This window comes from Enterococcus sp. DIV0756, assembly GCF_051710745.1.
GTDB lineage: Bacteria > Bacillota > Bacilli > Lactobacillales > Enterococcaceae > Enterococcus_A.
This window is the reverse complement of the sequence record NZ_JBIOLF010000001.1, coordinates 2,536,724-2,558,523: the sequence shown is the minus strand read 5'-3', so window position 1 is coordinate 2,558,523 and position 21,800 is coordinate 2,536,724. Positions and strand designations below refer to the sequence as shown.

20 protein-coding genes are annotated in these 21,800 nt (G+C 38.6%); 15 read left to right on the top strand and 5 right to left on the bottom strand.

Going from position 1 to position 21,800, the window contains the following annotated elements; genetic code table 11:
* Nucleotides 1–383 precede the first annotated feature (383 nt).
* A complete protein-coding gene (locus IGI44_RS12445) occupies nucleotides 384–890 on the top strand; it encodes a S26 family signal peptidase (protein WP_438788018.1) in 507 nt (168 codons plus the stop codon).
* A gap of 65 nt (nucleotides 891–955) precedes the next feature.
* Here the strand turns inward: IGI44_RS12445 and IGI44_RS12440 are convergent, their stop codons facing one another.
* Together IGI44_RS12440 and IGI44_RS12435 are read right to left on the bottom strand one after the other, a co-directional pair.
* Nucleotides 956–1,276 (bottom strand): YtxH domain-containing protein, encoded by a 321-nt coding sequence (locus IGI44_RS12440; protein ID WP_438788017.1) that lies wholly within the window; start codon nucleotides 1,274–1,276, stop codon nucleotides 956–958.
* A 218-nt stretch (nucleotides 1,277–1,494) separates the two neighbouring features.
* Nucleotides 1,495–1,860: an ACT domain-containing protein gene (locus tag IGI44_RS12435; protein ID WP_438788016.1), complete on the bottom strand. Its 366-nt coding sequence runs from the start codon at nucleotides 1,858–1,860 to the stop codon at nucleotides 1,495–1,497.
* A 200-nt stretch (nucleotides 1,861–2,060) separates the two neighbouring features.
* Here IGI44_RS12435 and IGI44_RS12430 point away from each other — a divergent pair, with 200 nt between their 5' ends.
* The 4 genes from IGI44_RS12430 to IGI44_RS12415 all read left to right on the top strand — a co-directional run bounded on the left by IGI44_RS12430 (nucleotide 2,061) and on the right by IGI44_RS12415 (nucleotide 5,542).
* Nucleotides 2,061–3,014: a zinc-binding dehydrogenase gene (locus IGI44_RS12430; protein WP_438788015.1), complete on the top strand. Its 954-nt coding sequence runs from the start codon at nucleotides 2,061–2,063 to the stop codon at nucleotides 3,012–3,014.
* A 310-nt stretch (nucleotides 3,015–3,324) separates the two neighbouring features.
* Nucleotides 3,325–4,212: a helix-turn-helix transcriptional regulator gene (locus tag IGI44_RS12425; RefSeq protein WP_438788014.1), complete on the top strand. Its 888-nt coding sequence runs from the start codon at nucleotides 3,325–3,327 to the stop codon at nucleotides 4,210–4,212.
* Nucleotides 4,213–4,278: 66 nt separating this feature from the next.
* Nucleotides 4,279–4,908 (top strand): GyrI-like domain-containing protein, encoded by a 630-nt coding sequence (locus tag IGI44_RS12420; RefSeq protein WP_438788013.1) that lies wholly within the window; start codon nucleotides 4,279–4,281, stop codon nucleotides 4,906–4,908.
* Nucleotides 4,909–5,266: 358 nt separating this feature from the next.
* A complete protein-coding gene (locus tag IGI44_RS12415) occupies nucleotides 5,267–5,542 on the top strand; it encodes a Na+-transporting malonate decarboxylase, carboxybiotin decarboxylase subunit, madB (RefSeq protein ID WP_438788012.1) in 276 nt (91 codons plus the stop codon).
* A 103-nt stretch (nucleotides 5,543–5,645) separates the two neighbouring features.
* Here the strand turns inward: IGI44_RS12415 and IGI44_RS12410 are convergent, their stop codons facing one another.
* From IGI44_RS12410 to IGI44_RS12400, 3 genes are all read right to left on the bottom strand, one after another.
* Complete coding sequence (locus IGI44_RS12410; protein WP_438788011.1) at nucleotides 5,646–7,631, bottom strand: LacI family DNA-binding transcriptional regulator; 1,986 nt, start codon at nucleotides 7,629–7,631, stop codon at nucleotides 5,646–5,648.
* Between the two features lie 226 nt (nucleotides 7,632–7,857).
* The gene (locus IGI44_RS12405; protein WP_438788010.1) at nucleotides 7,858–8,913 is read right to left on the bottom strand and encodes a Gfo/Idh/MocA family protein; all 1,056 of its coding nucleotides are present in this window, start codon (nucleotides 8,911–8,913) and stop codon (nucleotides 7,858–7,860) included.
* Nucleotides 8,910–9,809, bottom strand: a complete 900-nt coding sequence (locus IGI44_RS12400; RefSeq protein ID WP_438788009.1) for a sugar phosphate isomerase/epimerase family protein — start codon at nucleotides 9,807–9,809, stop codon at nucleotides 8,910–8,912. The genes IGI44_RS12405 and IGI44_RS12400 overlap by 4 nt, the downstream gene beginning before the upstream one ends.
* A gap of 214 nt (nucleotides 9,810–10,023) precedes the next feature.
* Between IGI44_RS12400 and IGI44_RS12395 the strand changes: the two genes are divergently transcribed.
* The 10 genes from IGI44_RS12395 to IGI44_RS12350 all read left to right on the top strand — a co-directional run bounded on the left by IGI44_RS12395 (nucleotide 10,024) and on the right by IGI44_RS12350 (nucleotide 21,693).
* Complete coding sequence (locus IGI44_RS12395; protein WP_438788008.1) at nucleotides 10,024–10,839, top strand: sugar phosphate isomerase/epimerase family protein; 816 nt, start codon at nucleotides 10,024–10,026, stop codon at nucleotides 10,837–10,839.
* 10 nt (nucleotides 10,840–10,849) lie between these two features.
* Nucleotides 10,850–11,983, top strand: a complete 1,134-nt coding sequence (locus tag IGI44_RS12390; protein ID WP_438788007.1) for a substrate-binding domain-containing protein — start codon at nucleotides 10,850–10,852, stop codon at nucleotides 11,981–11,983.
* Nucleotides 11,984–12,000: 17 nt separating this feature from the next.
* On the top strand, nucleotides 12,001–13,494 hold the full coding sequence (locus IGI44_RS12385) for a sugar ABC transporter ATP-binding protein (protein ID WP_438788006.1): 1,494 nt from the start codon (nucleotides 12,001–12,003) through the stop codon (nucleotides 13,492–13,494).
* On the top strand, nucleotides 13,475–14,470 hold the full coding sequence (locus IGI44_RS12380) for an ABC transporter permease (RefSeq protein WP_438788005.1): 996 nt from the start codon (nucleotides 13,475–13,477) through the stop codon (nucleotides 14,468–14,470). Before IGI44_RS12385 ends, IGI44_RS12380 begins: the two co-directional genes overlap by 20 nt.
* 22 nt (nucleotides 14,471–14,492) lie before the next feature.
* Nucleotides 14,493–15,671 carry a Gfo/Idh/MocA family protein gene (locus tag IGI44_RS12375; protein ID WP_438788004.1) on the top strand — a complete coding sequence of 393 codons (1,179 nt, stop codon included), beginning with the start codon at nucleotides 14,493–14,495 and terminating at the stop codon, nucleotides 15,669–15,671.
* 74 nt (nucleotides 15,672–15,745) lie between these two features.
* Complete coding sequence (locus IGI44_RS12370; protein WP_438788003.1) at nucleotides 15,746–16,657, top strand: sugar phosphate isomerase/epimerase family protein; 912 nt, start codon at nucleotides 15,746–15,748, stop codon at nucleotides 16,655–16,657.
* Between the two features lie 11 nt (nucleotides 16,658–16,668).
* Nucleotides 16,669–17,613 carry an ROK family protein gene (locus IGI44_RS12365; protein ID WP_438788002.1) on the top strand — a complete coding sequence of 315 codons (945 nt, stop codon included), beginning with the start codon at nucleotides 16,669–16,671 and terminating at the stop codon, nucleotides 17,611–17,613.
* 434 nt (nucleotides 17,614–18,047) lie between these two features.
* On the top strand, nucleotides 18,048–18,752 hold the full coding sequence (locus IGI44_RS12360; RefSeq protein ID WP_438788001.1) for a GntR family transcriptional regulator: 705 nt from the start codon (nucleotides 18,048–18,050) through the stop codon (nucleotides 18,750–18,752).
* A gap of 172 nt (nucleotides 18,753–18,924) precedes the next feature.
* Nucleotides 18,925–20,265, top strand: coding sequence for a PTS sugar transporter subunit IIC (locus IGI44_RS12355; RefSeq protein WP_438788994.1), 1,341 nt, complete (start codon nucleotides 18,925–18,927; stop codon nucleotides 20,263–20,265).
* 57 nt (nucleotides 20,266–20,322) lie between these two features.
* Complete coding sequence (locus IGI44_RS12350) at nucleotides 20,323–21,693, top strand: glycoside hydrolase family 1 protein (RefSeq protein ID WP_438788000.1); 1,371 nt, start codon at nucleotides 20,323–20,325, stop codon at nucleotides 21,691–21,693.
* Nucleotides 21,694–21,800: the final 107 nt, after the last annotated feature.

Genomic DNA, 21,800 nt, shown 5'->3' with positions numbered 1-21,800 from the left:
ACATAATGATCGGAGTGATTCTTGACAATGAATGTCCAACGACTTTTTAATTCGGTGACATTTGTTTTTTTTATCTCGCTAATTGTTTTGAATACACAAACTGATATAAAAATTAAAATAACTGTTATTATTAAAGCGTAACGTTGCTTTGAACAGAATTGGAAAAAGCGATGGCAACTTTGTTTAGTATTGATGGACGAACACCCTTTCATTAAAAAAAAGAAAATAATAATCACAAAGACTACAATAATAGTAACATACTGCAAAGTTCAGTCAAAATGATTTCAAATTTTTCTTCAAATCGAAGGTGAAAAATAGATTTTTTTGACAAATGTGATATGATGAGTATAAGTAGATTTTCTCTTGAAAGGGGGTAGAAACGAATGCTAAAAAATAAAAAAATAACAATTGTATATGCCTTAATGATTTTCTTTTTATTTCTCTTAGCTGTTATGACAATTGTTATTCCAAAGGTGCTAAATGTCACGCCGTACGTCATTTCAGATAATAAAATGGTTCCGGAGTATCAGAAGGATGGACTTGTTTTTGTAAAAGATGTGGTGGGCCCTATTCACGTTGGCGACACGATCACCTATTACGAAAATCAAGGGAAATCGATTAAAACACGACGAGTATTGGCAGTGGATAATAAGATTGATGGTTATTTTGTTAAAGGAGACAACTCCGTTAAAGCAGAGATGGGACTCGTCCACGAAAGAAATCTGATCGGCCGCCCGCATTTTTATCTTCCTTACATTGGTTTTTTAGCAGATACGAAAGTGATGAATATTATCAAAAGCAGTTTGTTTGTTGGCGCTATTTTAATGACCCTCTCAACGTTGTTTGTTCAGACAGAAATGAACTATAAAACACGACGACAGACAGAATAAAAAGACCTTTACAAAAGAAGGTCTTTTCAAGTGCTCGCGTTTTAGTTGTTTAGTAACGCCTTTGATTAATAGGATAATTCCAAGGCTTCCTTAAGGTCGTTTTTGACTTCCTTTATTTCTTCCTTTACTTCTTTTTGAGTTTCTTTAAGTTCGAGTTTGGATTCCTTCCGGCGCCCATTTAACTCATCCTTCATTTCTTTAGAGGCTTCTTTGACTTCACCTTTGCTTTCCTTTAGATCTTTTCGAATATCCTTTTTGACCTGTCTCATTTCGGTTCGAACTTCAGAACGCCATAAGGGACGTAAAATGTAGCGATTCACTGTCAATAAACCAATACAAGCAATGCCTAAAATTAATACAGTCATATCTAAACGATTTCTTTTCATTTTTCTACCTCCTAATTTTTCCTACCAACAAGTTAACAAGTCATTCGATTGTCTCACTTTATTTCTGCTTTGTTTCTACACTCTCATAATAAGAGAATATGGAAAGCGTTTCGTCCAACTAAAGACCTATTTTTTTCTCGGAAAAAAGACTGGAAAGGGGAAGAAAATAAAAATTGCATGAAAAAAAGAGCCTAAAAAGACTCTTCATGATCGAGTTTTTACGCGACAGTATATCCGCCTTCACGTAAGACGGCAATCGCAGCCTCCAGTTTTTCAGACTTAATCAAAATATAATCGGTATTATACGTTGATACAGCAAAAATACTAATACCTGCTTCCGCTAGCAAAGTTGCGATTTTTGCCAGAATCCCCACTAAACTGAAATCTAGGACACCTTCAATTTTGAAAGCTTTCCAATGATCCTCTCGGTTGAGTGTCTCCGCAGGAACAGTAGCAGTCGGCGAAACGATCGATAATTCTTCATCGGTTACGCCGATGAAAAGCGGTTGCTGGGTGAGATCTATCAAGTTCAGGTCCGCAACCTGATAGACAGAAAAATCTTGTGGCATTGTAACTAATTTCATAAAAAAGCTCCTTTCAAAAACCTATGATCCTTCAAACTTAGCAGAGGTGCAACAAGAATGCAATCTGATTCTATGCTGAAAAACTATCATCATAGTATATTTGAAAAAATGCCCAGAAAAGGTAAAAGAAAGGACTATCAGTCCGAATTTTCACAGTGTGCAGTACATCTGCTAGAAAATGAATCAAAGGAGTTTAACTCATGAAAGCATTATTTTTTGAAACATTTGGCAATAGCGAGGTTCTCCAATATGGTGAGCTTCCTAAGCCAGTCATTGGGGAAAATGAGCTATTAGTAAAGACCGACTATATCGGTTTAAATTTTGCGGATATTTATCGTCGAAGAGGAAACTATTATATTGAAAAACACCTCCCGTATATCAACGGATATGAAGGAGCTGGTGTAGTTGTGGAAGTTGGAGCAAAGGTGACGAAACAAAGAATTGGAGAGACCGTCCTGTTTGTCGATGTGCCATTAGCGAATGCTGAATATGTAGCGGTACCAAGTGAGAAGGCGATTCAATTACCAACCGGAATAGATAGTAAATTAGCTGCAAGCATTGGGCTGCAAGGGCTGACGGCTGATTTTCTCGCTCATGATCTTGGTCAAAATACGCCTGGTGAGAAAGTATTTATTACAGGAATTAGTGGTGGTGTTGGCCAGCTGCTCTCACAAATGTTAGTGGCAGATGACCTTGAGGTTTATGGCTCTGCTTCGTCAACAGAAAAACAGACATTGGCTTTGTCACATGGGGTAAAGCAAGTCTTTCCTAGTCGCGAACAAACGTGGATCGAAGCTATCAAAGGTCAATTTGCGACGGCTTATGATGGTGTCGGCTCGACGATTCAAGCAAGTTTTGACTTGATTAAGCACCGCGGAAAGGTTGTCTTTTTCGGAATGGCTGGTGGCGATCCGGTGAAAATCGATCCGGTTGCCTTGATGGCTGAATCAAAAAGCCTTTTGACTGGGGATCTATGGGATTATCTTACTAGTTATGAAGAGCGGAATGCTCGCAGTGAGCGTCTATTCAGCTACTTTAAAAACGGAAAAAACAAAATCAGTGAACCAACGATTTTCTCATTAGCTGAAGGCCAAAAAGCGCATGACTATTTAGAGACGGGTAAGAGTATTGGCAAAGTATTGCTGAAGCCTTAAAAATTCGTAAATGGGCACATGCTCCTCTCTCGTTGAAAAACGAAAAGCTTTTTCTGTCATGAGAGTATATAGACTATATGGTTATTCAAGGAGCAATTTATTCGACTATAGAAAACCTTCAACGTTTTTCGAGGTAAAACTGACTGAATACCGTATGCTTAGCAATTTCTCTAATCTTTTTCCTTCGTAGCTTTTATCAATACGTAACAACGTCCATACTTTATTGAGGGGAGGTAAAGTATGGATTTTTTTGTAACCTGACAAGTGTTTGCTAGTTTGCGATGCTATACTGAAGATGGAGGTGGCACTCATGTCAGAATACCGATTATTTCAAATGGTCTACTATTTGATGGACAAAGGTCATACGACCGCACCAGAGCTAGCGGAGAAATTCGAAGTCTCGATTCGAACGATTTATCGGGATATCGACATTCTGAGTTCGGCGGGTATACCTATTTATACAACGCAAGGAAAGGGTGGCGGAATCTTCCTGCCTGAAAATTTTGTTCTAAACCGTTCCTTGATTTCAGAAGAAGAGCAAAATCAAATCTTAACCGCCCTGCAAGGCTTGAGGGGAATGGATGAGGAAAAGAACCAAGCCTTGCTAAGAAAACTAGGCAATGTTTTCCAGAAACAAACTATTAATTGGATCGAGATCGATTTTTCAGAATGGCATCCGCAGAATGAAGAACGATTTCAGCTTTTGCAAAAAGCAATTTTCCAAAAAACGCGGCTTCGTTTTTACTATTTCAGTCGTGAAAAACCTGGCTCAGATCGTAAAGTTGAACCATTAAAGCTGATTTTTAAAGCAAGAGAGTGGTATTTGTACGCGTATTGCTGTGAGAAGCAGGGGTATCGCCTCTTCAAGCTGAAACGGATCAGACAGCTCCAGCAAACGACTGAAACCTTTGAGCGATCTGCACCAGAAAAGGTTCTCGAATCCCAAAAGATTTATACGGCAAACCAGCAAGTGGTCAAGCTTGCCTTTGCACCAGAATTGGCCTATCACGTGTATGAAAATCACGAGCAGGTGAAAGAAACCGAGGATGGACGGTTGCTAGTGGAGGAAAAATTTCCAGTGAATGAGAGCTTTTATCGTTTCCTGCTTTCCTTTGGTGGACAAGTGGAGGTCTTGTTTCCTGATTCAGTACGCCAAGGAATGAGCAAAAAAATCGCACAATTAAAAACTATTTATTAAACCTGACACGAGCTTGCAGGTTTCACTCGCTATAATGAAGTCAAAGTTGAAAGCGAGGGAAAATATATGAAATACGATTGGAAAAAACAAGAGAAGCATTTATATGGTAGAAAAAAGAAACCAGAAATCGTAACGGTACCGCCTCAGAAGTTTCTGACGATTAAGGGTGAAGGTGATCCTAACAACGAAGCTTTCTCAGCTAGAGTCGGTGTGCTTTATTCAGTAGCATGGAGTATCAAGATGGGCTACAAAAAATTCTATCAGACACACGCAGACATTCAGTCAGAATTTGAGTATAGTGAATTTACGATTTTTCCATTAGAGGGGATCTGGTCTACGAAAAATACCACTGATCTTACAGATAAAGCTAGTTTTGAATATAAGATTATGCTGCGGCAGCCGGATTGGATTACTGAAGCGATGTTCGAAGCAGCAATTGTCGCTGTAGCAAAAAAAGCCCCCAATGAGTTGCTCCAAGAGCTCTCATTGGAAACAATTGAGGATGGAAAATGCGTTCAGCTTTTGCATTTAGGCTCCTTTGATGATGAACCTGCTTCATTTCAAAAGATGGACCAATTTATAAAAGAGCAGGGACTAACCCGTAGCAGCTATCTTCATCGCGAAATTTATCTGAACGATGCGCGAAAGACGCCACCAGAAAAGCGCCAAACAATTTTAAGGTACCAAATCAGCTGATTGGAAAGAGATAGGAAATTCCAATTTCACAGCTTTTTTGAGAATTTGATCCTAGAAATAAAAAATTTAATAAATAATAAGGATTATGAAAAGATCGCTATCACCCTAAAAGGGGAAGCTTGAGAAAAAGATTCAACTATAATGTAAGTAAGCAAAGGGACTTAATTCCTTTTGTACAAGACTTGGACTATTCAGACTTTTAGTAAAAACTCATATCTCTCTAACCCAACCCTGTTTTAGTGTAGTTTGAGTATAAACTAGAATAATCCTGAGTAGTCCATCTTTTTTTGTCATTGTGGGCACATTCTTAGTCTTCTTTTTGACTATCTAGTATAGTTACTCAGAGGGAGGTGAAGATATGGAAAGTCTTATTTTAGTTGGTCACATCATTTTTGGGATCGCTTCATTTGTCGGCTCATTATTATTGACGATCGGTTTTAGAAATACTTTCGCCAAACTGACGGGAATCCAAAAATCAGGCATTGTTTTAACTGTTGCAAGTCTTTTCGGCACGATCGCTTTTGCGATGCTCACGAAAGGAAATATCGTAGGTGCAGTATTGTTTATCGTATTAGGTCTTGCAATGTGCGTCCTACTTGTGGCACCAAAAGCAGTGAATGAAAAATTAAAATAGAAATATAATGAAAAGCTACAGATAAGAACCAAATACTTAAAAGCGCCACTGAAACTACTTTCGGTTTCAGTGGCGCTCGTTGTTTGTATATAGTATGAAGCAATTATTTTCTAGAGAGTAACTCTCTTAATTCTTTGGGCGGCTCTTCTTTGAAAATCGTTCTCCACGAGCTAAGTAGGTTTCCCTTATTAACCATGATAGGCTCAATGCCGATAAAGCTAGGGACATGCTTATGAAGGATGGATTGCGCTGCGGCTAAGGCGATTGCTCTTCCTTGTTCAAACGGCTGTTGGGCACTCACGCATTTTATCGGTCCATCTTCAGCAATAACTAATGCAGAAGAAAAATCTAAATCGACAGTTCCGACAATGATATCTAATCGATCGATAGTAGTTAGTGCTTCAATGACTTGTTGCGCTGGTCCATCCCAAGAGATATAGATCCCTTCTATTTCGGGATGTTCATCTAACAAGCTCAATGTTTTTTCAAAAACTTCACTTTCATTTTTGAAGGAAGTTTGCGCTACGATTTCAATAGTAGGGAAATCTTCATCAATTAACTGTTGTGCAGAGGTATCCCTTTGATTGGTAGCATAGAAGTCAGAATCAAAGGTAATAAGTCCAGCTTTGGTTTTCCCATTCGAAACCATCTGTTCACATAACCCTCTGGCGGCGAGTCTTCCGTTAGTAAGTTCGTTTACAGATACCACCGATACATAATCGTTAGGAGTTAGTCCTTTGGGCACATTCGTGATTAAAATTAACTCACTAGGACTTTCAACAATTTTTTTGAACGCCTCGGCTGTTTTTGCGGTATCTGTTGGGATAGCAATAAAAATATCCGGTTCTAATGACAAGAGACTGTCAATTTGTTTGTTTTGCAGATCAGCATCAAAATGAGCATCCGTCACACCAATAATATTAATATTAAGCTCATGAAAGAGTTTATTTATCCCAGCTTCGTGAAGGTTCATCCAAGAAGCACCCGTATAATGAAAAGAGATGACGGCAGTTCTTTTCTTTTGTTTTATTTCGATGATTTCTTTTTCAGTAAGCATAATACTATCGATGGAGTAGGCCTTTTCACCAAAGGGGCCTTTTGCAATTCCTGATGTAGAATTTTGTAAATGAAAGGTAGTAGGAACAACCTTCTTGAATTGCAAATCCGCTGTGTACGAGTGCAGAACGTCTAAAGCTTCAGCAATGATTGTAGGAAAATCATGCTCAATACTTGTAATAGCTGGATCGCAAAGAGCATACCAAGATTCAGTTCCCAAGGAAATAATCGAAATATCTTCAGGGATACGATACCCGGTCTTCTTAAAATAGCTGATCACTTCATCGACAATTAAAGGGTCAACAAAGATACCCGTCGGCGGGTAAAGATTATCTTGAGAAAACAGCGTATGCAGCTTTTCAAACAATTCATGCTCAGTAAGTCGTTTAGTAGAGATGATCTCCTCATCGACCTCAAGGTTGCTCTTTTGAAAAGCTTGCTTGAAGCCAATGAGTGAGTCATTCTCCGCTTTCTCCGAATAGTCTATGTACGCAATTCTGGAGTGACCGCTTTTTATTAAATGATTGGTTGCATGCTCAACACCTGCACAACTATTGCTTGAAATATATGGCAGAGTGATTGTTTCACAGTTATTGGCGCTGATGAGCACAAACGGAATCTTATAAAATTTCTTAGGAAATGTCGGTTCAACTTCTTCCGAGTAGATTAGAATTTGACCGATAATTTTTTCAGCGAAGCTATCAAACATAACTTCAAACTCATTCGTTATATCTTGATATTCAACAGGAATAACGAGTACATTTTTATTCGTTTGCTGCCGACGAATTTCTGCTAGAAGTCCCATTTGAAATTTATCAGAAAAATTTGGCACATAGACCAATAGTATTTGTACTTTGTTCTCATTTTTTTTGTTTTGCTTCAATACAAAATTAGGAACAGAGTCAAGCGAAGCGATAACTTCTTCTACTTTTCTTTCTAACTCAGGGCTAACATATCTAGTTTTTCTAACAACGTGAGAAACTGTAGCTACAGAAACGCCAGCCATTTCCGCTACTTCTTTAATAGTCGTCAAAAAATCACCATTTTCTATTTTTATCTAATTCACATCATACTACAAGGTATCAGTAAAGTGAACGTTTTTATAAGTGATGAAGAAGGTAATGAATCGACAATGGCAGGAATTGGTCTGCGTTAAATCTGACTTTCAAGATTACTGAAGTAGCATTGAATAAGGCCTTCGAGAAAACATCAAATACTTGAGTATTTGATGTTTTCTGTTTTAAGTTACTTCTTTTTTACTAAAGTCCATTTGGAAAATGGATAATTTCATTCTTTTTGGAAGATTCGAAACAGGCATCAATAATGGTTGTTAGTCGTAATAGTTCTTCTGCTTTGATAAAAGGTTCGGCTTTTCCATCGATTGTTAAGGCAAAGTTATCATAAAACTCGACGACATTGCTTTTAACATAAGGTAAGGGAAAAGTTTCGATAGAATCATCATTTCTCGGAGCCATCGTTTTTGTAAGTCCAGCACCAGTTTCGACAGGAACCGCTTCCTTGGCTAACTCTCCAGTTAACGTTACGTAATTTCCATTGAGCTCAAAGTCCTCAATTACTGCGGTTCCAATTGACCCAACCGTATACCATTCGGGCAATTCGATAAAATTCGTCGTTCCAACCTCTAAATAAGCCTTTTTTGAAGTATCGAAAACAAGCTCTATTTTGAAACCGTCGTCTACTTCGTGGCCCAAAAAATAATTTAACGTTGCGTGAAGATGAACGATCTTTTGATTCGGGAATAAAAATAAGATCCGATCAATTAGGTGAACGCCCCAATCCAGCAGCATACCGCCACCTTGTGCCTTTTCTCTGCGCCAATCTTTTGGAATCCCGCGCGATCCTTGTACACGATTTTCAACGTATAGCAGTTCGCCCAGTTTTTTTTCTTCGAGTAATTTCTTCGTAATTAGGAAATTTTCGTCCCATCGTCTATTTTGGTGGACGGTAAATTTTCTCCCACATTTTTCAGCAGACGCTAAAATTTCTTCTAAATCCTGTGTATTCAATGTAACTGGTTTTTCAGAAATAACGTGTTTTCCTGCTTGTAGAGCCTGGATTGCGATTGTTTTATGGGTATCGTTTGGCGTTGCAATTAAGATAATATCAATCGTGGGCTCTGCCAATAAATCCGTCAATGAAGGATACTTTTTGATTGTTGACGAAATAGTTGAATAATCCTTTGCTGAATCACTATCAAAAACCCCCGTGATCTCAACATATTGGCTCTCCTTAATTCGTTTGATATGTTGTTTTCCCATTCCGCCAAAGCCTACTAAGCCAACTCTTTTTTTCATGCTAAAACATCCTTTCTATTAAAACATTCCTCAATATATTTTTTAGAGTGAATAAGTGTTTGTTCAGCTTCGCTTTTGTTCTCACTCTTGAACTCTAAAGTAAGGTCCTTTGAATAGTTCTTCTCTTTCAGAATTTCAAAAATCCTTCTCCAGTCAATGCTCCCTAATCCTAATGGGGCAGGTCTGTACCAACCAAAATCATAGGGATGTTCTCGTTCTATCTGTTTTCCAAAAATTCCATATCTGCTGAGATTATCAGTTTCAACAAAAACCTCCTTTACATGAATGCTGAAAATTCTATCGTAGTAATCTGTGAGTGCTTTCGTATAGTCGATTTTCTGCCATATAAGATGAGAAGGATCAAAATTTAGCCCGAAGTTCTCATTAGGGATTCTTGAAAACATTTCATCCCAAAGCTCAGGGCTATACGAAATAGTTGCAGGAAAACCATTTTTGTCCCATGAAGGCATGGAACAATTTTCAATCGCGATTTTGATCTTTAGCTGTTCTGCATAGTCCACGATGGGACGCACAAGTGAATCTAATAAAGTAAAGTTTTTCGCAATTGACTTACTGTTATCCCGTCCTAAAAAGGTACTAATTTGTGGAATCCCATTTTCAAAAGCAAAATCAATCAGGCGGTACAAATTGTTTATGTGTAGCTGTCTTAAGTGCTTTTGCTCGGTCAAAATATTTTGATAATAAGCTAAAGAAGAAAAACGAATTTCATTCTCGCAGAGTTTGAAGTTTAAACACTCACTATCGAGAGTAGCCATACGTTGAGTCGAACTTGGTGTTAGGGAAACTTCTAATTGAGAGTAGCCTAGTTGCTTAGCTAAAAAGACCTTATCTAATAAAGAACCGTTAAAGCAGTTGGTCAAAAAGCCTAGTTTCATAAAAACACATCCTTTTTACGTAAATTTTATATTTTCACCACAAAGATACACCAGATAAAATTATTAAGCAACTTTTTTTTGCTGTTTAAATCAAATTTAGCTAAAAAATAGCGTAAAAACGAAAAAAATATTGACAAAGAATATCCGTGGTGGTAGGATTTGTGTGTGGAAAGCGCTAACACAAATAAATTTACGTAAAAAAGGAGTGGTGATTTTGGAAGTTGGATACATGACAAATGGTTTCGGTGGGTTAGTAGGTACAGGCGGCGGCGTCACCAATGTTAGGGAGGCGAAATATCTTTCTTTAATCGATGAAGCTGAAGTGATGAAGAAAATCTCTGAAGTTGGGTATCGCTACATCGAATTGTTTGATGGGAATTTAGAAAAATTTGATGATTCGCCAGAAAAATTGAAAGCGTATTTAGCTGAAACAAACACGAAGATCTTAGGGATTTATACCGGGGCAAACTATATTTATAGTGATGCGTTCGAAGATGAATTTTTCCGCATTAAAAAAACGATTGAAAATATGGAAAAATTTGGAGCAAAGCACTTAGTTCTTGGAGGCGGAGCAATCCGAGCAAAGGGAAATGTAGCGGAAGATTATAAGATTTTAGCAAAAAATCTTGATCAGGTTGCGCAATTTGCTAAAGAAAAGGGCATCATTGCAAGTTATCATCCTCATCTAGGATCAGCAGTTGAGACGCCTGAACAAATTGATCAGCTGTTTTCGTTAACGAATATTTGTTTTTGTCCAGACATTGCTCATCTTGTGGCTGGCGGTGGAGACGCTTTGGCATTGATTAAGAAATATCGCCAGCGAATCGAATATGTTCATTTAAAGGATTTGAAGGGATCAGAATTTGTTCCGTTGGGCGAAGGGGACATCCCATTGGAAGAAATTATTCGCTACTTAAAAGAGGATGGTTTCTCGGGAGACTGGTTAGTAGAAATTGATGGCTACTCAGGGGATTCTTACTACGCTTGCGAAGCTTCTTACAAGTTTTTAGAACAGTTTTTTGAAGGATAGGGGGAGAGTTATGAAGTTTATCAAAAAGATGATCGTTTTTTCATTAATTTTACTATTTGCGACTGGATGTGGTTCGGATTCTGCAGCTAATAAGGACGCGTTAGAAAAAACAGATGGAAAAGACGAAATAGTGTTAGATGAAAACGACATAAAATCGACAGGACCGAACGGAGAAAAAGCCGCACCCGCCAGTTCATTAACGCTGACAGATGAAGAAATCGCAAAATTAAAAGCAGGTAATTATTCAGCGGCCATTTCGTTTCATTATGCTGGAAATGACTGGTCCTCGGCTCAGCAAAAAGGATTGGAGGATACCTTCAAAAAATATGGGATCAATATTGTAGGAACAACCGATGCGAATTTCTCAGTTGAACAACAGGTATCCGACTTGGAAACCTTAACTGCTCTTAATCCAGATGTGATGATTAGTATTCCCACAGATGCCAAAGCGACCTCTGATGCCTTCAAGCGCGTAAGTGATCAAGGAATCAAGTTAGTCTTTATGGACAATGTACCTGATAGTTTTGTCGCTGGTGAAAATTATGTTGGGTCTGTTTCAGCCGATAATTACGGCAATGGTGTTATCGCAGCGGAGCTGATCGGAGACAAGTTGAAGGGCAAAGGGAAAATTGGAATTATTCACTACGATGTTGACTATTTTGTGACGAATCAACGGTTAGAAGCATTTGAAAAAACGATTAAGAAAGAATATCCGGATATTGAAGTTATTGCAAAAACTGGTTTTTCAGATGTCAACCAATCTACCGAAGTTGCTGACGCTATGCTGACCCAAAATCCAGATTTAGAAGCGATTTTTGCAATTTGGGATATTCCTGCCGAGGGTGTCTTATCCGCACTTACCTCTGCTGGGCGCGAGGATGTTTTTGTCAGTTCCATTGACTTAGGCGATAACATTGCCAAGGAAATTGCCCAAGGAAAAGTTTTAGGCGTAGGCGCTCAATTACCTTACGATCAAGGCGTAGCGGAAGCAACGATGGCAGCCTATGCTTTATTAGGTAAAGAAACACCTTCTTATGTGGCTGTTCCCGCAACAAAGGTGGAGAGAAATACCATTGTTTCTGGCTATGAAATGGTTTACCACAAGAAAGCACCGGGCTTTATCACTGAAGAATTAGACAAATGATAGTAGAGGGTGAACGCATGCTTGATTCTATTTTAAAGATGAACAGGATTGAAAAAAAGTTTGGCGAAACAAAAGTTTTAAAGGATGTGGATTTTACCTTAAAAAGAGGAGAAGTTCATGCATTGGTTGGTGGCAATGGCGCAGGTAAATCGACACTTATGAAAATAATGACAGGTGTCTACTCGAAAGATGGTGGGGAAATTCGGATTGAGGATCAGTTAGTTGATTTTAAAAATCGCGAAGATGCCTCAAAAAACGGGATTGAAATGATTTTTCAGGAATTGTCTCTCGTTCAATCGATGACGGTGGCACAGAATATTTTTCTTGGGAGTGAGCTGCAAAAGAGCGGATTGATTGATGAAAAGGAAATGAACAGGAAGGCACGATCAGCTCTACTTAATTTAGGAATAGATATCGATCCTAAAGCAAAAGTCGAAAGTTTGAGTGTCGGACTAAGCCAGATGGTGGAAATTGCGAAAGCGGTTATTAAGGATGCTAAAATTCTGGTTTTTGATGAACCGACAGCCTCTTTGTCAGACGGAGAGTCAAAGCAGCTTTTTCAGTTGATTAATGACTTAAAAGATAAAGGTGTAACAATGGTGTACATCTCACATCGAATGAATGAAATCATGAATATCGCAGATCGGATCACTATATTAAAGGATGGAACCAACGTTTTAACAGATGAAATCGCTAACTTATGCTTAGAAGATATTGTTTCGTTCTTTGTTGGTGAAAACGGACCGACTTTTGAATGGAAAAAACGTGATTATTCGCAGGATGAGTCAATTTTAAAGGTAGAGAACTTAACCATTAACCACGCCATTTCCGAGATATCCTTTGAAGTGAAGAAAGGGGAAATACTTGGTATTGCTGGATTGATGGGGAGCGGTCGAACGGAGATTTTGGAAGGACTATTTGGCATCAGTCCAATAGAAGCTGGAGAAATCTATATTGATAATCAAAAGAGTACGATAAAAAATACGCGAGATGCTATAAAATCGGGTCTCGGTCTGGTACCCGAAGATAGAAGAAAACAGGGATTGGTATTATCTCACTCCGTGAAAGAAAACAACATTTTACCTATTTTAAAGAAATTGTCCTTTATTGATTTCGTAATTGATGAAAAAGAATCACAAGAAGTAACTAAAAAGAACGTTTCGGATTTCAATATTAAAACCTCAAGCATAGACAAAAAAATCAGTCTATTATCGGGCGGAAATCAGCAAAAGGTTGTCATTTCAAAATGGTTGAACACAAATCCTAAAGTGATGTTATTGGATGAACCAACAGCTGGAGTTGATATCGGAGCCAAAACGGAAATCGTTAATATCATTCGCGAGTATGCCGATAAGGGAAACGGTGTCCTGTTTGTTTCTTCAGAGCTTGCAGAGCTACTGGCAGCATGTGATCGCATCTTGGTTCTTTTTGATGGAAAAATAGTGAATGACATTAAACGAGAAGAAATTTCATGTGAGGAGGAACTACAGCATGCAATCCAAGCAGGCTAATTTAGAAAAAAAGACATCCGATACTAAAATCGATTTGAAAACGATCGAGTGGAATAAATACATGGTTTACATCGTATTTGTTATTGTTTTTCTGGCTTTCTCGATTTTTTTAGGAAATAAAGGCTTTTTAAGCTCCAACAATCTGTTAAATATTCTAAGACAAACGTCAATGATCTCTATCATGGCGGTTGCAGGAACGTTTGTATTGGCGGCTGGTCAGATTGATTTGACGGTGGGTGCGGTTGCAGCAATGACGGCCATGTGTGTGTCTTTAGTCTTGCAAAGTACGAACTCGATTGTTTTAGCCTTACTAACCGGGTTAGGATTTGGCGTCATTTGTGGGGCGGTGAATGGTTTCTTAGTTACCATTCTTAAAATTCCAGCATTTCTTGCTACATTGGGAATGATGCAGATTATTCGTGGGTCGGCTATGTGGATTACCAATACCGCAGCAGTTCCGATCAAGAACAGTCAATTTAATAGTGTCTTTGGTATAGGTAGTGTTGGTGGTATTTCTGTTCTGATTTTATGGACGATCCTGTTTTATGTAATTGGTGTATTTCTATTTAACAAAACGCCATTTGGGAAACATACATTAGCCACTGGCGGGAATGAATTATCTGCAAAATACAGCGGAATAAATACAAATCTCATTAAGCTGAAGGTATTTATCATGTCAGGCGCATTCGCCGCATTTGCCGGGATTTTATACGCCGGAAGAATGCAGTCAGGAAGATACTCTTTTGGTGATGGTGATGAAATGTCTGTCATAGCAGCGGTGGTCCTTGGCGGAGCAGCTATGAACGGAGGCTCGGGTTCGGTTATAGGAGCATTAGTCGGGTCATTATTGATGGGGATTATCAAAAATGCTTTGATCTTGGCGGGATTGAGTTCTTCTCAACAAACCATTGTTCAAGGGTTAATTATCGTTTTCGCAGTTGCATTGAGCAATTTATCAAGTAAAAAAAATAATTAAAAGTTAAGGGAGAGATATTGAAATGATCAAAAAAATTAATGTTGGACTAATTGGAGCAGGATTTATGGGAAAGGCACATGTAGTAGCCTATTCGAATATGCCAAAATTCTTTTGGCCGGCGCCAGCGGTTCCCGTATTAAAGGTAGTTTGTGATGTTGAAGAAGAGATTGCTAAAGAAGCAAAGGATCGCTTTGGTTTTGAAGAAGCAGTCACTGATTGGAAAGCAGTTGTGAATAATCCAGATATTGATGTTGTCAGCATCTGTACACCAAACGATTCTCATGCAGAAATTGCGATCGCTGCGCTAGAAGCTGGAAAGCATGTCTATTGTGAAAAACCAATTGCCAGTACCCATCAAGATGCTAAAGCAATGAGTGAAGCAGCAGAAAAAGCAGCGAAAAAAGGTATTATCTCAATGTGTGCGTATCAATACCGTCGTGTTCCAGCTTTAGTTTTGGCTAAGAAGTTTATTGATGAAGGTTCAATCGGCGAAATTCTAAATGTACGGGCACAATATCTACAAAGCTGGTCTGCTGATCCAAATTCTCCTCTATCTTGGAGATTCCAAAAAGCCATCGCAGGAGCAGGGACATTAGGCGATATTGCGACTCACGTGATTGATATTTCTCAATACTTAGCTGGAAACATCAGTGAAGTCGTTTCTACGGTGAAAACCTATATCAATGAACGCCCAGTGCAAGAAGGCGGAGTGGATCTATTAGGTACGGTGAAACTTAATGGCGATGTGAAAAAAGAAGCCGTAGATGTGGATGATGAAGCGTCATTCTTGGTTAACTTTGAAAGCGGTGCAGTTGGAAGTATCGAAGCTACCAGAAATGCTTGGGGCCGAAACAACTTTATCTCAATTGAGGTTCATGGCACAAAGGGTTCTCTAATCTTTAACTATGAACGTCTAAACGAGCTTCAAGTTATGTTTGCAGATGATCCAGATGATCGAAAAGGATTCAAAACAATTTATACCGGACCAGCCCACTTCTATGGAGAAGTCACTTGGAATATCCCAGGAATGAACATTGGTTATGGAGAATTAAAAACAATTGAAGCCTATGAATTCATCAAAGCTGTAGTAAGTGGAAAACAACCATCAACTAGTTTTGCAGAAGGCTATAAAGTGGACTTAGTCACTGAGGCAGTTATCAAATCTTCAGAGACAAAGGCTTGGACGAAAGTAGCAGAATAGATCATTTAAATAAGAGGACCATTGATCATCAGAATGGTCCTCTATTATTGACATATATTGAGAGGAGCTTATTTATGAAGCTAGGAATTGTAAGTGCGATTTTTGATCAAAGCAACTTCGAGGAAATGATCGATATCGTATCCGATACAGGTTTAGAATGTGTCGAAGTCGCCTGCTGGCCGAAAGGAAAAGCAGAACGACGCTACGCGGGTGTTTCACATATTGATACGAAGAATTTAACAGCAGAAAAAGCGCAAGAGATTTTGGCTTATTGCAAGACAAAGCAGGTAGAAATTTCGGCATTGGCCTATTACCCCAATCCATTAGATGAAAATCTAGAAAAACGGCAAGAAGTTATTGATCATTTGTATACACTCATTGATGCAGCCAAACTATTAGGCGTAAATTTGGTGACCACTTTCTTAGGAAGAATGCCAAGCAAAAGTGTTTCTGAAAACCTGAAGGAGGTAGCAAAAGTTTGGCCGCCAATTATACAATATGCGGAGGAACAAGAAGTCAAAATCGGAATTGAAAATTGTCCAATGCTTTTTACAGAGGATGAATGGCCTGGTGGACAAAACCTGATGACAACGCCTAGTAATTGGCGAAAAATTTTTGAAATTCTGGATAGTGACCACTTTGGGATTAACTACGACCCTTCTCATTTTGTCTGGCAACACATCGACTATATTGAACCCCTTTATGAATTTAAAGATAAACTATTCCATGTCCATTACAAGGATATCAAGCTGTATCCAAACAAACTGAAGGATGTAGGCATTATGGCAACGCCACTGGAGTATATGTCACCTAAATTACCAGGGCTAGGCGACGTGGATTGGGGAAAATACGTCTCCGCGTTGACCGATATTGGATACAACGGATACACCTGTATCGAAGTTGAAGATCGTGCGTACGAATCTGATTATGAAGATGTCAAACGTTCGGTTAGACAAAGTGCCCATTATTTGCGGAATTTTGTTTAGGGGAGGTTTCCTTGGAAAAGCAAAATAAAAAGATAATTGGTGTAGATATTGGCGGTACGGCCATCAAGTTTGCATTAATGGATACGCAAGGGATAATCGAAAAAAAGTGGTCGATTCCAACAAATATTTCTGAGAAAGGAAGGTTTATTCCGGCTGAAATCAGCTCATCTATCCGCCGTTCGATAGACAAAGATACGTTAAAAGAGATCGAAGGAATCGGAATTGGTGTACCTGGAGCGATCTCGTCAGACGGAGAGACTGTCCTCAGAGCAGTCAATCTTGACTGGGAGCAGCTACCTTTGAAGAAAATGATCAAACATGAATTGGGTATTGAGGCTTGTTTACTAAATGACGCGAATGCAGCAGCTTTAGGTGAAATGTGGAAAGGGGCTGCCCGCAGTAGAAAAAATCTGCTTTTTGTTACTTTGGGTACGGGAGTAGGTGGCGGCATTATCCTGAATGGAGAAGTATTAAATGGCTGTCATTCTGCCGGAGGCGAAATCGGCCATATCCCTATTCGATCTAATGAGAACAGACTATGCGGCTGTGGGGGCAGAAATTGCCTAGAAACCTTTGCCTCTGCGAATGGTCTCGTACTTTCTATGCGAAAAAAGCTGGAGCTGTTAGATCAATCTTGGGAAGAAATTACGCCACCGATCATTTTTGCAAAAGCCGCTCAGAACGACGAGGCGGCTAAAGAGGTTTTGAATGAGTTTCTAACTGTTTTAGCCCAAGCATTAGCAGGGATTATGAACACGATTGACGTGGAAGAAATTATTATTGGCGGTGGATTATCTGAAGCAGGAGCCTATTTATTGGAGCCATTAAATGAAAAGCTGGAAAAGTATGTATTCCCTCAAATAAGCAATCACTTCTCTTTAAAAAAAGCTATATTAGGGAATGAAGCAGGGGTTTATGGCGCTGTTTATTCTTACTTGTCGAAAAATACACTGTGAATCAGCATAACCTTCTAGTAAAAAGAATGACTTAAATAGATTCTAATGTAAATTTTTCCAATCGTTCCCCAAAATAATAGTGATAAAAGTGCTTCACATTCATAGATAAGCAATCTAATAATTATCTTTTAACAAAAGGAAATTCTGAATTAGGCTCAAGCACATAAAAAATCTCGAATTTTTTAGTTTTATAAGTTTCTGCATTGGGATTTTTGATTTCTTATTGAATTAAGTTCTTCTGTTCTTCTACTAAAAATACGAAATAGCTAATTTAAAAATTGAAATTTAGTTTCGGTCAACGCAATAAATAGATTAAAGGTAAAAGCTAGGTAGGTTATTTTGATTGTCCAAACTCCGCAGTTGTATAGGTTGTTTACAAATTATTGTCAATCATTTAATATATAAGTGTATACAAATTTCGGAGGACGATGAGAATGCCTAAATATAAAGAAATCGCGATTGCCTTAAAAAATAAAATTGTGGAAGGTGATTTTAAAGAAGGTGCACTATTGCCAGATCAAGAAACATTGGCAAAAACGTATAATACAAGCCGAGTTACCGTTAGAAAAGCGATACAGTTATTAATCGATGAAGGACTGCTTTACACGAGGCGAGGATCGGGAACATATGTCAAAAGCAATATTAAAAAGAACAATAAGAATGTGACACAAATCAATAGCGTATTTGGTACATCTGTTCAAGAAGGTGCGGAGGTTACCAGTAAGATTATTCGTTTTGACGTGCGCTTTCCAACACCCTATGAGGCTGAGGAGCTGAAGATAAAACTTACCGATCCAGTTTATGATATTAAACGCGTAAGATACGTAGATAATGATGCCCGAAGTATAGAAACATCCATCATGCCGCTGAGATACATCAAAGACTTAGATGAAAATATTTTGATGGGCTCTATCTATAACTATATAAGAGATGAACTAGGTTATGTGATCAGTGCTGCTCAACGGGTGATTATTGCTTCTAAGGCAAATGATCTAGATAGCGAAGAATTTGGTATTGAGGTTGGCGAACCAATTTTGGAAACAAATCAGGTCGTATTTTTTGATGATGGTACCCCATTTGATTTATCTAAAACAAGATATCCCTACACATCTGGAAAAATTGTAGCGGACATAAACTAAAACGAATATCAATTTAAAAGGACTTTACTTAGAGAAATCAAGTAGAGTCTTTTTTTGTGTATCTATAATTTGTATATACTTATTTAATTAATGTATTTACAGAAACGTTTACAAGTGATATTATGTATTAAAAGTTAGCGCGCAACTGTAATTAATCTTGGAGGTACAAATGATGGATGAGAATAAAAAGCAAAAAAGAGAAGCATTGATGGGGAAATTTGTTTTAACTGCTCAGAAAATTGGGGATCAAATTTATTTGAGAACGCTGCGGGATTCGTTTGCTACAATCATGCCACTATTCATTCTAGCGGGTATTGCTATTTTAATTAATTCAGTGGTGTTGGATTCGACAGGCTGGTTCAAAAGTATTATTAGCGCCGATACCATGTCAACTTGGCAAAATTGGGGAAATATTATTACGAATTCAACACTCAATATCACAGGTGTCATTCTTGTGATTGCGATCGGGTATTTCTTAGCAAAAAACAGGGAGTACGACAATCCGATTGGTGTTGTGATCGCTGTTGTTCCAGCATTTTTGACATTGCTTCCAACAATGATTGAAACTACTCCGATTGATGCAGAGACTGCTGTGAAAATCAGTGGTGTTATCAGTTACGGGAATATCGGTTCAAAAGGCGTTTTTGCTGCAATTATTACTGGACTATTAGCAACAGAAATGTATATCCGTCTCACACGATCCAAAAAGTTAAAGATTAATTTGGGTGATAGTGTGCCCCCGGCAGTTGGAAAATCATTTAATACAATGATTCCATTGATTATCGTAGTATCATTATTTGCCTTTGCATCATTTTTAATCCAATTAACAGGAAATGACTTCATGACGATGATCGAACGATTTATTCAAGAACCTTTAAGAGGAGTGGGAACCTCGTTATTTGGCTATTTGTTCTTGGTATGTTTTGGGAATCTGTTGTTTTCATTTGGTATTCATCAATCTGTTATTACAGGCCCAATCTTAGATCCGTTATTGATGGTAAATATGAATGAGAACATGGATGCGGCTGCTGCTGGGCAGCAGGCTCCTCATATCATCAACTCAGCGTTCCATCAAGTTTATGGTGCTTTAATGGGTGGAACAGGGTCAACGATTGCTTTAGTCATAGCCATTTTGATTTTCAGTCGCTATCGGGCTTATAGAGACTTGTCAAAACTGGCTTTAGGTCCCAACCTTTTCAATATTAATGAACCTGTTATTTTTGGATTACCGATTGTATTCAATTTACCAATGATTATTCCATTTGTTCTATCTCCGATTGTTGGTACAGTTATTGGGTATTTAGCGACTGCTGCAGGATTAGTAAATCCATGTGTTGTCACGATTCCTTGGACAACGCCACCATTTTTAAGCGGCTTTTTAGCGACAGCTGGGGATTGGCGAGCAATCATTGTCCAAGCCATTATTATCGTGGCGCTAGTATTTTTCTATTTACCGTTCTTGAAGATCAGTGAACGGGTTGCTCGTGCAAGTGCGGAGCTGACTGCTTCCTAGTCTGTTAATCAACGAAACAAGCTATTAATAAATTAGAACGATGATTGGAATGAGAAAATGGGAAAGAAAACTTTTTTTTGGGGAGATTCCTCATCAAGCATGCAGACGGAAGGCGCTTGGAACGAGGGTGGAAAAGGCTTATCTGTCTATGACATTCGCGAGGCGACTGAAACAACTTCGGATTGGAAATACGGGATCGATCGTTACAACAGGTATCAAGAAGATCTCGATTTGATGCAGGAAATGGGCATGAATTTTTACCGTTTCCAAACCTCTTGGTCGCGGCTCAATCCGCTGGGTGATGGGGCGTTCAATGAAGAGGGGTTCTTATTTTATGACCGCTATATTGATGCGATGCTGGAACGAGGGATCGAGCCGATGCTTTGTCTCTATCACTTTGATATGCCGCTCCATCTGGCACAGAACTATGAAGGCTTTATGAGCAAGCACGTAGTAGATGCCTTTGTGGAATACGGGAAAAAAGTAGTGGATCGCTATAAGCGCAAAGTAAAGTACTGGGTCACCTTCAATGAACAAAATTTATATTCCACACCTTTGGCTTTACTATATGGTGGCACATTAACTACAGCAGATACGGCAGAAAACATTCACCAGATCGCGCATAATATTATGGTGGCACATGCAAGAATCGCCAACTATATCCATGAGACGACGGACGGCGAAATCGGTGGGATGCTAGCTTATTCGAATATGTATCCTGCGACAAATGATCCTAAAGATGTACTAGTTGCTAGAGAATGGGATGAGTTTATCAATCAAAATCTTTTAGATGCTTTTTGTGGACGAGGCTATTCTAAGCAAGTTCAGACTTTTGAAGAGCAGCACTTGAATCTAGAATTAACAGAAGAGGAACTGGCAGAGATCGAAAAAGTAACTAGTGATTATTTAGCATTTAGTTATTATTGTACAGGATCGATCAGTCACAAAAACATCCCAGCTAATGTTGCACCAAATTACTATTTGACTTATGGGGAAAGTGAAAACCCATTTGTTTCAATGAATGAGTGGAATCTTGGCATTGATCCTCTAGGATTTAGAGACATTATCAACAAGATGTACCAAAAATACCACGTACCTATTTTTCCTGTCGAAAATGGCATAGGAACGAAAGAAGAATGGGATGGTAAGAATCAAATTCAAGACGATTACCGAATTTTTTACCATGAACAACATATTAAAGCGATGCAGGACGCAATGAACATTGATGGGTGTGAAGTGCTAGGATACCTTGGATGGGGATTAATTGATTTGCCGAGCTCCAAGGGGGATATGGAAAAAAGATATGGCATGGTCTATGTCAATCGGGGAAATCATGACTTACGGGATATGAAGCGTGTACCAAAGAAAAGTTTTTACTGGTTTAAAGACTTTTTGCTAAAGCAACGGGATCTGTTAGAAGAGGAATAGAGCCCTGTAAAGGGATGCCGTTGTTTGGTATGGGAAGTTCTTAATTGATACGGTAATAGGAAAAAATACTATAAAAAGAGAGCAGGAGCGTTCATATGTTTATTGTT

Bases quoted from the DNA above. Each gene is read 5' to 3' on its own strand.
- IGI44_RS12445 (WP_438788018.1), top strand. From the start codon at position 384: ATGCTAAAAAATAAAAAAATAACAATTGTATATGCCTTAATGATTTTC.
- IGI44_RS12440 (WP_438788017.1), bottom strand. From the start codon at position 1,276: ATGAAAAGAAATCGTTTAGATATGACTGTATTAATTTTAGGCATTGCT.
- IGI44_RS12435 (WP_438788016.1), bottom strand. From the start codon at position 1,860: ATGAAATTAGTTACAATGCCACAAGATTTTTCTGTCTATCAGGTTGCG.
- IGI44_RS12430 (WP_438788015.1), top strand. From the start codon at position 2,061: ATGAAAGCATTATTTTTTGAAACATTTGGCAATAGCGAGGTTCTCCAA.
- IGI44_RS12425 (WP_438788014.1), top strand. From the start codon at position 3,325: ATGTCAGAATACCGATTATTTCAAATGGTCTACTATTTGATGGACAAA.
- IGI44_RS12420 (WP_438788013.1), top strand. From the start codon at position 4,279: ATGAAATACGATTGGAAAAAACAAGAGAAGCATTTATATGGTAGAAAA.
- IGI44_RS12415 (WP_438788012.1), top strand. From the start codon at position 5,267: ATGGAAAGTCTTATTTTAGTTGGTCACATCATTTTTGGGATCGCTTCA.
- IGI44_RS12405 (WP_438788010.1), bottom strand. From the start codon at position 8,913: ATGAAAAAAAGAGTTGGCTTAGTAGGCTTTGGCGGAATGGGAAAACAA.
- IGI44_RS12400 (WP_438788009.1), bottom strand. From the start codon at position 9,809: ATGAAACTAGGCTTTTTGACCAACTGCTTTAACGGTTCTTTATTAGAT.
- IGI44_RS12390 (WP_438788007.1), top strand. From the start codon at position 10,850: ATGAAGTTTATCAAAAAGATGATCGTTTTTTCATTAATTTTACTATTT.
- IGI44_RS12385 (WP_438788006.1), top strand. From the start codon at position 12,001: ATGCTTGATTCTATTTTAAAGATGAACAGGATTGAAAAAAAGTTTGGC.
- IGI44_RS12380 (WP_438788005.1), top strand. From the start codon at position 13,475: ATGCAATCCAAGCAGGCTAATTTAGAAAAAAAGACATCCGATACTAAA.
- IGI44_RS12375 (WP_438788004.1), top strand. From the start codon at position 14,493: ATGATCAAAAAAATTAATGTTGGACTAATTGGAGCAGGATTTATGGGA.
- IGI44_RS12370 (WP_438788003.1), top strand. From the start codon at position 15,746: ATGAAGCTAGGAATTGTAAGTGCGATTTTTGATCAAAGCAACTTCGAG.
- IGI44_RS12360 (WP_438788001.1), top strand. From the start codon at position 18,048: ATGCCTAAATATAAAGAAATCGCGATTGCCTTAAAAAATAAAATTGTG.
- IGI44_RS12355 (WP_438788994.1), top strand. From the start codon at position 18,925: ATGGATGAGAATAAAAAGCAAAAAAGAGAAGCATTGATGGGGAAATTT.
- IGI44_RS12350 (WP_438788000.1), top strand. From the start codon at position 20,323: ATGGGAAAGAAAACTTTTTTTTGGGGAGATTCCTCATCAAGCATGCAG.